The sequence below is a fragment of the Prevotella fusca JCM 17724 genome (assembly GCF_001262015.1).
GTDB classification, from domain to species: domain Bacteria; phylum Bacteroidota; class Bacteroidia; order Bacteroidales; family Bacteroidaceae; genus Prevotella; species Prevotella fusca.
This window is the reverse complement of record NZ_CP012074.1, coordinates 588,228-600,017: the sequence shown is the minus strand read 5'-3', so window position 1 is coordinate 600,017 and position 11,790 is coordinate 588,228. Positions and strand designations below refer to the sequence as shown.

9 protein-coding genes and 2 tRNA genes are annotated in these 11,790 nt (G+C 43.5%); 4 read left to right on the top strand and 7 right to left on the bottom strand.

From position 1 onward, the window contains the following. Nucleotides 1-80: 80 nt before the first annotated feature. Nucleotides 81-1,853 (top strand): AAA family ATPase, encoded by a 1,773-nt coding sequence (locus ADJ77_RS02390; RefSeq protein WP_025078772.1) that lies wholly within the window; start codon nucleotides 81-83, stop codon nucleotides 1,851-1,853. A 3-nt stretch (nucleotides 1,854-1,856) separates the two neighbouring features. Further along, entirely contained in the window at nucleotides 1,857-2,372 is a 516-nt protein-coding gene (locus ADJ77_RS02385) for a hypothetical protein (RefSeq protein ID WP_042741034.1), read from the top strand. A 128-nt stretch (nucleotides 2,373-2,500) separates the two neighbouring features. On the opposite strand, the gene ADJ77_RS02380 is transcribed toward ADJ77_RS02385, so the two are convergent. From ADJ77_RS02380 to ADJ77_RS02350, 7 genes are all read right to left on the bottom strand, one after another. Continuing rightward, complete coding sequence (locus tag ADJ77_RS02380; protein ID WP_025078773.1) at nucleotides 2,501-2,986, bottom strand: ferritin; 486 nt, start codon at nucleotides 2,984-2,986, stop codon at nucleotides 2,501-2,503. 667 nt (nucleotides 2,987-3,653) lie between these two features. After that, nucleotides 3,654-4,670: a branched-chain amino acid aminotransferase gene (locus ADJ77_RS02375; RefSeq protein ID WP_025078774.1), complete on the bottom strand. Its 1,017-nt coding sequence runs from the start codon at nucleotides 4,668-4,670 to the stop codon at nucleotides 3,654-3,656. 124 nt (nucleotides 4,671-4,794) lie between these two features. Next, nucleotides 4,795-4,983, bottom strand: coding sequence for an exodeoxyribonuclease VII small subunit (gene xseB, locus ADJ77_RS02370; RefSeq protein ID WP_025078775.1), 189 nt, complete (start codon nucleotides 4,981-4,983; stop codon nucleotides 4,795-4,797). Nucleotides 4,984-5,104: 121 nt separating this feature from the next. Then, nucleotides 5,105-6,418: an exodeoxyribonuclease VII large subunit gene (gene xseA / locus ADJ77_RS02365; RefSeq protein ID WP_050695986.1), complete on the bottom strand. Its 1,314-nt coding sequence runs from the start codon at nucleotides 6,416-6,418 to the stop codon at nucleotides 5,105-5,107. 25 nt (nucleotides 6,419-6,443) lie between these two features. After that, nucleotides 6,444-7,868, bottom strand: a complete 1,425-nt coding sequence (locus ADJ77_RS02360) for a S8 family peptidase (protein WP_025078776.1) — start codon at nucleotides 7,866-7,868, stop codon at nucleotides 6,444-6,446. 99 nt (nucleotides 7,869-7,967) lie between these two features. After that, a tRNA-Lys gene (locus ADJ77_RS02355) sits at nucleotides 7,968-8,040 on the bottom strand. Nucleotides 8,041-8,079: 39 nt separating this feature from the next. Continuing rightward, a tRNA-Lys gene (locus tag ADJ77_RS02350) sits at nucleotides 8,080-8,152 on the bottom strand. Between the two features lie 1,509 nt (nucleotides 8,153-9,661). On the opposite strand from ADJ77_RS02350, the gene ADJ77_RS02345 reads away from it, so the two are divergent. Continuing rightward, the gene (locus ADJ77_RS02345) at nucleotides 9,662-10,573 is read left to right on the top strand and encodes a sugar phosphate nucleotidyltransferase (protein ID WP_025079022.1); all 912 of its coding nucleotides are present in this window, start codon (nucleotides 9,662-9,664) and stop codon (nucleotides 10,571-10,573) included. A 149-nt stretch (nucleotides 10,574-10,722) separates the two neighbouring features. Further along, on the top strand, nucleotides 10,723-11,760 hold the full coding sequence (locus ADJ77_RS02340; protein WP_025079021.1) for a DHH family phosphoesterase: 1,038 nt from the start codon (nucleotides 10,723-10,725) through the stop codon (nucleotides 11,758-11,760). Nucleotides 11,761-11,790: the final 30 nt, after the last annotated feature.

Here is an 11,790-nt window from a genome sequence, read left to right as displayed (position 1 = left end):
TGGGAACTTTGGATTATAAATACCGAATCGGAAGGAAGCATAATCATAAACTATTGAGGGACTAACAAGCCCCAAACTCAATGTCAGAGAAGAAAGCAAACATAGACATAAATGGAATAGACCTGGATAACCCGGAGTTGCAGAAAGCACTCCAGATTATCCAGTTCACCCATAATTCCCTGTTTCTGACGGGCAAGGCAGGAACAGGAAAGTCCACATTCCTACGCTATATCTCTGCGACAACAAAGAAGAAACATGTTATTCTCGCACCGACAGGTATTGCAGCCATCAATGCAGGCGGCAGTACGCTGCACAGTTTCTTCAAACTTCCTTTCTATCCGCTTGTCCCCAATGACAAACGATACTCTGCACGAAACCTGCGCAGTACGATGAAATACAATGGTGACAAGTGTAAACTTCTGCGCGAGGTAGAGCTTATTATCATTGATGAAATCAGTATGGTCAGAGCTGACATCATTGACTTCATCGACAAAGTCCTACGCATCTACAATCGCAATATGCGTGAACCATTCGGCGGAAAACAGCTCCTGCTGGTGGGCGACATATATCAGCTGGAACCAGTACTAAAGGAAGAGGACCGTCGATTACTGCAACCTTATTATGCAAGCAGTTATTTCTTTGATGCAAAGGTGTTTCAGGATTACCCGCTTGTAAGCATAGAGCTGAACAAGGTTTATCGACAGAACGACCCTTCTTTTATCTCCATTCTTGACCATATACGCACCAATCAGGTTTCTGACACTGATTTCAACCTCATCAATGCATGTGTCGGCGCACGATTGGAAGATGCCAACAAGCCTGAAGGGAATTTCACGATCACCTTATCAACGAAGCGGGATACAGTAGACTGGATTAACAACCAAGGGCTTGACAACCTCAATGGTGACCCGGTGATGTTCTTAGGCGAAATCAAAGGGGAGTTCCCCGAGAGCAGTCTCCCTACCCCTATCGAGCTGAATCTCAAGGTGGGAGCACATATTATGTTCATTAAGAATGACATTGAGAAACAATGGGTAAACGGAACTTTAGGCATTATCATCGGCATTGATGAGGAGGCAGGCATCCTCTATGTACACACTGAAGACGGCTATGACCTGCAGGTGCAACGCGAAATGTGGGAGAATGTGCGCTATCGCTTCAATGAAGCTGAACAGAAGATTGAAGAAGAGCAGATTGGTACTTATGTGCAATTTCCCATCAAACTGGCGTGGGCAATCACAGTACATAAGAGTCAAGGACTCACATTCAAAAACGTAAATATCGACTTCACGGGCGGTGTCTTTGCAGGCGGACAGGCATACGTTGCCCTCTCACGCTGCACGAGTCTTGAAGGTATCACACTCAAGGAACCACTTCGCCGTAATGAAGTATTCGTCAGAAGTGAAGTGACACAGTTTGCCAGACACTATAACGACCATAATATCATATCAACAGCTCTCAAGCAAAGCAAGGCTGACAAGGAGTATTACGATGCCACACGTGCTTTCAACGCAGGCGACTTCGATGCTTTCCTGCGCAACTTCTTCCTTGCCATTCACAGCCGTTATGATATCGAACGACCTGCTGTCAAGCGGTTTATCAGACGGAAACTGAATATCATCAACCAGCTACGCAACGAGAACAAAGAGCTTCGGAAACAACAAGCTGAACGGAATGAATTTCTCAAGAGACTTTCAGTAGAGTATGTCATGATGGGCAAAGAATGTGAACGGGAAGAGATGTTTGAGGCGGCTATCGCCAACTACGAGAAAGCCGTTGCACTTTATCCTGACAACCCGACAGCCCGGAAAAGATTGGAGAAACTGAAACCTTCAACCGATAAGAAGAAATAAACAATGGAAAAGAAAAAGAATCTTTCAAGAATAATAGCATCCATTATCTTTGCCATTGCACTCGTAATCATTACGATTGCATCCTGTCATCAAAGTAAACCTATCGAAGGAAGTGACAATGGCGACACTGTTGCAGCCAAGGAGTTTGCACCGATGATGGAGAATGGAAAACTTACCATCGACCTGCGAAGCATAACCTCCATTCGTTTTCCAAAATACAAAGTAGCGAAGGCGACTCCTTTCATACCCGACTCTGTCAGTTTAGCAGCTGATGAAGAGACTGTTGCAAGCGGTAACTACACAGCCACACTGCTTCTTGACACCATTCCCAGCAAGGAGTTCTATCAGTCAATCGACCTTGCTGCACAACATGACACATGCTGGATTATCAATCAATTCGCTTATACCTACGAATGCAAGGAGAAAACAGGTGGTATGTATAAAATTGTTTTCAGCAAAGGTGGTCAGCAGATTTTTGTCACCCATCTGAATAAAGACTTAATCAAGAACAAGCGTTAGAATCTTTCAAAACCATATAAAACAACCGTCTATTCTTCTTAGACTTCCATAGTTACTAAGGATAGAAAGCATAAAAAAAGTGTCAAAGCTGCTTGCTTTGACACTTTTTCTGTTATATCCTTTCAATATTACTGGCGCTGCTCGAGCTTGCTGTCAATATGTGCAACAGCATGGAATGACAAGTGAGAGAAAGAATCCAGAATGTCCTGAACGTTTCTTTCCTCCTCAACCTGCTCGTCTATGTACTTTGCAATGAAGTTCTGTGATGCACGGTCCTTCTCCTCATCAGCAACGTCTGCCAACTGATTGATAAGCTCTGTGACCTTCTGCTCATGTGCCAGTGTGTCAACGAAAGCCTCCTTGGCATCCGTCCAGCTGGTCTTGACAGCATCAATACTGGTAAGAAGGACCTCACCACCACGATGGAGAACGAACTGAGCCATGTCCATTGCGTGCTGCCTCTCCTCCTCTGCCTGCTTGTACATCCAGCTTGAGAAGCCCTTCCAGCCTTCCTTGCGGAACCAGTATGCCATCTGTAAGTAGAGATTTGACGACCACATTTCTGCTGCTATCTGCGCATTAAACGCATCCTGCATCTTCTTTGTTATATTCATTTTCTTTCTTTTTAAATTAGCAATTAAACACTTTACACGTTAGTCACCAATAATAATTCCGACTACAAATTTACCAATTTATTGTTATTATTCCAAATAAAACACACACAAATATCTCCTTATCAATCATCATGAAGAAGTATTGGTATCCGATAAGTCTTTTTCTATACAAGTTAGTCATTGGCAACTTACTATAATTTACTGATGACAATTAAAAACCTCTCTTATCTTTTCCTGTCGATGTGCTGTTACCCATCACGCATGGTGTTGTTGGTAAACACCAATGGTGTTGAGGGCTAAATACGTTGCAATATGTTGCAAGGATGGAAGCAACTTATAGTCGGAAAAGAGTTATACTACCAAAAGTAAACAAACCTTATTTGACCAGGGGGCTTACTTCTCCAAAGACAACACGATGCTATCTATTTGAATATAGATTCCGCATTGGAGCGTATGGTATTTAAGTTTTATCAGACAGTAATGATCAAGAAATATTTTCTATCAGCGTAAACTTATTCAAATATTATCTCCCAAAAACAAAAAGGAGTTGCATCAAAGCTGTTGCCTAAGGCAATCCCAGTTTTTGATGTAACTCCTGATATGTATTATATGGCTACAGCAGCGTTTACACGCTCTCCATATATTAAAACTTATTGTTTGCCCAAGACTACTCGATTACAACCGTTATCCAGCCATGCTTGTCCTCTACCGTGCCATACTGGATGCCACGCAGTGTCTCATAAAGCCTGGTTGACCAAGGTCCCGGCTTATCACCGAAGTTATAGACCTTACCAGTGTCCATATCATCAAGATGTGATATCGGAGAGATAACAGCAGCCGTGCCACAAGCACCTGCCTCTTCAAAGCTGTCCAGTTCATCCTCAGAAACAGGACGACGCTCAACCTTCATACCAAGGTCTTCAGCAATCTGCATCAGACTCTTGTTCGTAATAGAGGGAAGGATTGAAGTAGACTTCGGTGTGATATAGGTATCGTTTTTAATGCCGAAAAAGTTGGCAGCACCACATTCATCTACATACTTCTTCTCCTTTGCATCAAGATAGAACTCTGAAGCATAGCCTTGTTCATGTGCACGACGGTTAGCTCTCAATGATGCGGCATAGTTTCCACCCACCTTATACATACCTGTGCCCAATGGGGCAGCACGGTCAAAATCCCTTATGATGACATAAGGATTGGTACTGAAACCACCCTTGAAGTAAGGTCCAACAGGGGTGACGAAGATCAGGAAGCAATACTCCGCAGCGGGACGGACACCAACCTGGGCAGATGTTCCAATCAACAGCGGACGGATATAGAGCGAAGCACCGCTCTCATAAGGTGGGATATACTCTTGATTAAGGCGAACAACCTTCTTGACCATCTCAACAAACAGCTCTGTAGGCACCTCAGGCATTACTATGCCACGGCTTGTCTGCTGCATGCGTGCAGCATTTTCTTCCACACGGAAGACACGCACCTTCCCGTCTGGGCAACGATAAGCCTTCAAACCTTCAAAAGCCTCTTGTCCATAGTGCAGACAAGTAGCTGCCATGTGCAGCTTCAGATACTCATCTGAACATACTTCTACCTCACCCCACTTGCCATTACGATAGTAGCAGCGAACGTTATAATCAGTTGGCATATAGCCAAATGTTAAGCTCGACCAATCTATATTCTTCATATTATTGCGTATTAAATATATTATTCATGACAATGATGTACAAAAGTAAACAAAAATATCATACGATGCAACCAATTGCTTAATTTATTAACAACATATTACTTTCAACAATAGAAACAGGAGACTATTGGTCGCCCAACAGCTTCTGAATCTCATCGTCTGTATGCTTTAGCTTCTGTTTGCAGAGCTTCACAAGTTCCTGTGCCTGCTTCAGTTGTGCAGCCATAGAGTCAACATCAAGTTCACCACGTTCCATCTTATCGACGATGGTTTCCAGCTGACGGACAGCTTCTTCGTATTTCATTTCTTTCATTGTTCTTATTTTAAAGAGTTTATGGAGATGCTTAGGGGTTGCGAATAAAAGCTGTATATGTCGTTTTCTTTGAAAAAAGAATGGCTTATATTATCCATAACCGCTATTGTCACCATGTGTTTCAGGACATCTTCTTCAATCGTTCCACCTTACTTTCAATCTCTCCAGTTTCAAATCTCGTAGTAATCAGAGCACCTTCCTTTAATTCCTCTGCACTGCGAACGGTCTTACCGTTGTATAACGTAATACTGTAACCACGCTTCAGAAGCAGAGAAGGGTCGAGCAACCGTGCTCTTTGTTCAAGCATATCGAGCTTGTGAGACTCATCGGAAAGATGGCGTTGTACTGCTGGCAACATCCGTTGTCTCAACGTATTAAGATAGAACTGAGACTGACTCAGACTCTCTGTCATTCTCCCAACAAGACGCTGGGACAAGCCATCGAGCCGAGCTTCCTGCTTTGTGCGGACAACTGAGAACAATACTGGAATATGCGTGCCAATATGTCGGATACGCATCTGCTCTACTTCCAACTTTCTTCTGACCCCTTCGATAATCGCAGTTTGTGCATTCTCAACTCTCATAAGCGTTGTAGCAAGTTGGTCAATGAGATAAGCCGCCGCCGCAGTCGGTGTCTTAACACACAGAAACGAAACCATATCCAGCACGCTCTCGTCACGTTCATGCCCGATACCAGTTATAATCGGCAATGGAAAGTTCGCCACGTTCTCAGCCAGGGCGAGTGTGTCAAAGCCGCTGAGGTCAGCCGTTGCTCCACCTCCTCGGATAATAACAACGCAATCAAACTCATCCTCACGGCTGTTAATCATATTCAATGCTTCTATAATACTTTGTTCCACTCGGTCTCCCTGCATCACAGCAGAGAACAGTTCTACATGAAACCAGAGTCCATACTCGTTTGTTTCCAACTGATTACTGAAGTCACCATAGCCAGCAGCCGTCTCTGAGGAGATAACAGCGATACGCTGACAAAACATCGGAAGGCAAAGTTCTTTCTGCAGCTCAAACACTCCTTCCGCCTTCAACTGTCGTATAATCTCCTGCCGTTTGCGGATCATATCACCCATCGTGAACTCCGGGTTAATATCATCTACTATCCATGAGAAGCCATATTGGGGATGAAACTGGGCATGGACCTGTAACATTACCTTCATACCTGCATGAATCTGCTGCCCGGTAACACGCATAAAGTAAGGCATGATGACCGACCACACATTGCTCCAGCACTTGGCTGAAGCACGAGCCACAGGAACATTACTTCCTTGGTTCTTCTCAATCAGTTCCATATAACAGTGACCACGGTTCTCACGAGCTTCAGACAGTTCAGCTTCAACCCAGTAAGAACGTGCCATGGTAGTGTTTATAACATCTGCCACCAGACTGTTCAGTTCATAAAGCGAAAGTGCTTTGGTCATCTTTCTGAAATCTTATTATAACAAATCATTCCTGTCTGTTAGAACTGGCATACTGATATGCTGACCAGAAGTCAGGAATACCATACCCCATGATATTGTCGGGCTTACTATGATTATTCCCTGCCCGCCGTACAAGTTCTATAATCTCCAACGCTGATTTATGTGGAAATGCCTGCCATAAACAAGCCACCATGCCCGCAACGAGCGGACAGGAAAATGATGTTCCAGTATCAGGAGTAATGTATCCCCTGCCTGATACCACATTCGTCGGACAGCCATAACCCATCACGTCAGGCTTTACACGTCCATCAGCCGTAGGACCAATTGACGAAAAAGGGGCATTCAAGCTATCAGGAGTCACTGCCCCGACAGTGAGGATGTCACAGGCATCAGCCGGAACATTAATCTTCTTCCATGCTCCCATGCCATCATTACCTGCACTATTGACAAGAATCATTCCCTTGCCTGCCAGGCGGGAAGCAGCCTTCGATATGGGAGCTGTCCAACCGTCCAGATCAGAATAATGATAGTTCAAGGACTTATCGTCAAAGCCGTGGTAACCCAAGGAAGAGCTGATAACGTCCACACCTACCGAATCAGCAAACTCAACAGCTGCAATCCAGAAGTCTTCTTCAGCCGAGCTCTCCGTAGCATACTCCTCCGTACGCAACAGCCAGAAAGCTGCTTTTGGAGCTGTACCCACAAAAACGGCGGGCTGATTCATTGCGATAGTAGACAGCGTCTTGGTGCCATGATCCATCTCTTTAAAGACATCATCGTCATATCCTGCAACAAAATTGCGTGTACCACGTATGTTCACATTCTTGAAAGCAGGCATCTTATCCACATTCATGAAACCAGCGTCCAGCACAGCAATAGTCATTCCCTGCCCCATAAAGCCAAGGTTATGCAGCTTTCTGCCGTTCACATTCTCGATTTGTTCCTTACCCATACCATAATAGTCATGCACAGTAGAATCAAGAATCTGCAAATCAGAACGATAACGTGCACGTTGTGATGACAGGCGGATTGAATCCGGAGAAGTAAACACCAGCTTACAGTCGGTGACAAATGGCAGTATCTTCAAGTCTTCCAGCGTCTGCCGATTATCACCACGGACAAGCACAGAATTATTCCACTTGCTCACAGCTACTATCTTACCGCCTTCTTTTCTGATTCGTTGGAGATAGTCGGGCGACACCGGAAGATCCGTAGAATCGAGCTTCAAGCCCTGACGTTGACGGCGAAGAATGGATGCTTTTGACAGGAAATATTCCGGTTTATTCAGCGAAAAGGGAGTTCCGTTCTTATCTTTCAGCATTAGCCGGAACATATAACACTTCCCTTCAGGATAGTCAGCAAGCCCCACACTTCCTTTACCAGCCCACACAGCAGAGGTAACAGCAAGAAGCAGGAATGCGATATATACTTTAAGGTGTTCTTTCGTCATAATATGCAAACTTACATAAAATAATTGGATTATGCAGCAGACAGGACAAGAAAAGTAGTAAAAATAGAAAAGGATTTCCAGTCTTGGAAATCCTTTTTGTACACCCTTAGGGACTCGAACCCTAGACCCACTGATTAAGAGTCAGTTGCTCTACCAACTGAGCTAAGGGTGCATGCTAAACGAAAAGACCTGGGGCAGAAATCTATTCTTGTACACCCTTAGGGACTCGAACCCTAGACCCACTGATTAAGAGTCAGTTGCTCTACCAACTGAGCTAAGGGTGCTCATTTCGTTTTTGCGAGTGCAAAGGTATTACTTTTTTGTGAACTGACCAAACTTTTCTGTCTTTTTTTAGGCACTTTTCAAAGGCTTAATTCTTTCAAACAAGTTTCAATCACTTGATAACTACATGATAATATGATATTTACAAATCATCTAAAGAATGTGATATTACTGTTAAATTTATCTGTTTACGATAATCTTTCCTGTCTCCATGGATAAGATTCATGCTGTTCACACACGTAGCCTTTTGGCTCAGATACTGTGCAAATACTATCTGAAACAGCCACATACTACTTTATCTTGGACATGACAAACACCATTCTATCATCTCTGCTTATGCTTCAGCTTATCTTCAATCACAATATCGTTTTTCTCCACAAGCCTTTTAAACCGTGCATAGACTCAACCAAAATAAAGTCCTTGACTTCATTCAATCTTAACCGCATTTGCAAAAAACAGCGTTTTGCAAGATAGAATAAGTTGCGACTAACTGCTGAAAAATATTTACACATACAGCTTTCGTCACCACTTAAAAAAGAGATAAAACAGTCTTTTTAAACAAACGGATAACTAACAGACAATCAGCTGATTACAAAACAGCAAAAGAAAAGGTACTTAATTAGGCTTCAAAAGGGCATCTATTAGAGCTCAAAAGGGCATCTATTGGACAGCAAGTAAGGCTTAATTGGAATGCTATTAAGCACCTATACGCTTTCCGGGGATAAAAAAAACATTACAAAGTGATGGATGATTGATGATGAATGGTTACTATTGAGGGACAGTGATGATGAACAACCCGAACTTGACACAAGCAAAGTTCTCTCTTCAAATCATTGTAAGAAAAGATATGACTGAAAGGATTATTGGAGTATTTTTATGGACACATAATCCTTGTCTTATGATGAAAAGCGATTTTAAAGGTTGCTGTTCGATATAAAAAAGTTAAGCCCCACCACTGGCTGAATGTACCTGTTTTTCTGATAAGCAAAGACTTGCAGAGATTCTGTTATTCTTTATCAGATATTAACAACTTCATTTGAACATCCCTGACAACCTGTCGGGAACAACAGTACAGGCTGCCCGAAGAATCCCAGACCATTCTAAAACACCAGTTCATTTGTTGCTAAATTCCGACTAACTTCAAGCTCAACTCTCATAATTGGGTCTTCCGGAATTTGGAGTGATAATAATTAGTTATTAATAATCAACTACTTACACCATTGCTCATATATGTTAAACCCTTTATATACGGAGAATTATAATCATAATGTGCTAATTAGTAGTGCAGGAGTTACTATAACTTATAAATTCACTTCATTTAGTCTAAATCCATTTATTAATGAGAAGGTTATGAAGAGATTTTTATCTCAAAATTTGAGTATCATTCATTGGTTATCACTCCAAATGTCGGATGAACCTCATAATTCATAACTCAAAATAGCAAAATATCCCATCTTTTTGTTACCTTTGCAATCAGAATAATCATAAAGTTTAACAATATTAAAACAAAAATGAAACCTACATTATTACTTCTTGCGGCAGGTATGGGAAGCCGCTACGGCGGGTTGAAGCAGCTCGACGAACTGGGTCCAAACGGTGAAACCATCATGGACTACTCTATCTATGACGCTATTCAGGCTGGATTCGGCAAGATTGTCTTTGTTATCCGCAAGGACTTCGAGGAGCAGTTCCGCAGCCAGGTCCTGTCAAAGTATGAGGGTCATATCCCTGCAGAACTTGTTTTCCAGAGCATTGATGCACTGCCAGAAGGTTTCTCTGTACCGGAAGGTCGTGAGAAGCCATGGGGTACCAATCATGCTGTACTGATGGCAAAGGATGTCATCAAGGAACCTTTCTGTGTCATCAACTGTGATGACTTCTACAACCGCGATTGCTTCAAGGTAATCGGCAAGTTCCTTGCTGATCTCCCAGAAGGCGCAACAGACAAGTATGCAATGGTTGGTTTCCGTGTAGGAAACACGCTGAGCGAGAATGGTACCGTTGCCCGTGGCATCTGCTCTACAGACGCAGAAGGCAACCTGACAACTGTTGTTGAGCGCACAGAGATTGAACGCCGCGAAGGTGAAATCAAGTACAAAGACGAGAATGGCGAGTGGGTTGCTGTCGATGAGAACACACCAGTGTCCATGAACGTATGGGGCTTCACACCGGACTACTTCGATTACAGCGAGGCTTACTTCAAGGAGTTCCTCTCTGACCCGAAGAATATGGAGAACAAAAAGTCTGAATATTTCATCCCATTGATGGTTAACAAGCTCATCAACGATGGCACATCTACCGTAAAAGTACTCGATACTACCAGCAAATGGTTTGGTGTTACTTATGCTGCCGACCGTCAGAGCGTAGTTGACAAGATTCAGTCACTGGTTGACGAAGGTACTTATCCAGCCAAATTATTCTGACATTTAGCCCTGCCCGCATAGCTTCTCCGCACATACCTCTTTATATATTAAGGTATAAGACGGATATACGGGCAGGGCTTTTCACTTATATCTCATATCTACACGATGGGCATAGCAGTCCTATCCCCCTATCAACGCTTATAGCTATAATGGAATTAAACCTACTGAGCCAGGAAGAAATTGCGACACTACGCACACTCCTCTCTAATGCAACAAACATCGTAATCTGCGCCCATAAGTCGCCAGACGGTGATGCTACAGGTTCGTCACTGGCATGGATGCACTATCTGAGTCAGATTGGCAAGACGAATATTAAAGTATGTATGCCTGACGCCACACCCGATTTCCTGCATTGGCTACCTGGTCATAATTCTGTTATCCGCTACGACAGACGCCCCAAGGAGGTTGAAAAGGCTTTCAGGGAAGCCGACCTCGTATGCTGCCTCGACTTCAACCAAAGCTCACGAGTGGAAGCCATGCAGGAGGTACTTGAGGCTTCCAAAGCCCCTCGCCTGCTTATTGACCATCACTTAGAGCCTAAAACAGACAATGCTTTGACGGTTTCACATCCAGAAATGTCAAGCACATGTGAGATTGTCTTCCGGCTAATCAACCAATTAGACGGGTTCGACAAGATGACAAGGCAGTGTGCATCCTGCATTTATTGCGGTATGATGACTGACACAGGCGGTTTCACCTATAATTCTTCACGCCCAGAGATATTTTATATTATCGGACTGCTTCTGACAAAGGGTATTGACAAGGATGAGATTTATAACCGTGTGTTCCATAATTACTCAACCAATGCTCTCCGCCTGCGTGCACATATTATTCTCAACAAGATGAAAATCATCGAGGAATTGCACGCTTCCTACTATACGGTAACAAAGGAAGAGATGGCACAATTCCATTTCATTAAAGGTGACATGGAGGGACTTGTGAACATTCCGCAGCAGATCAAAGGACTCAAGCTGAGTATCTCACTACGTGAAGATACCGAGAAACCGAAGACCGTATTGGTGAGTCTTCGTTCCTGCAATGGTTTTCACTGTCAGCCTATGGCAGCAAAGTTCTTCAATGGTGGCGGACATGCTGACGCATCAGGTGGCAGACTGAACTGTACCATCGAAGAGGCTGAACAGATTGCCATCAAAGCGATACTGTATTATAAGGAGGAACTGCTGTAAGCATCCCGCTACAAGACAGCCCCTCCACAT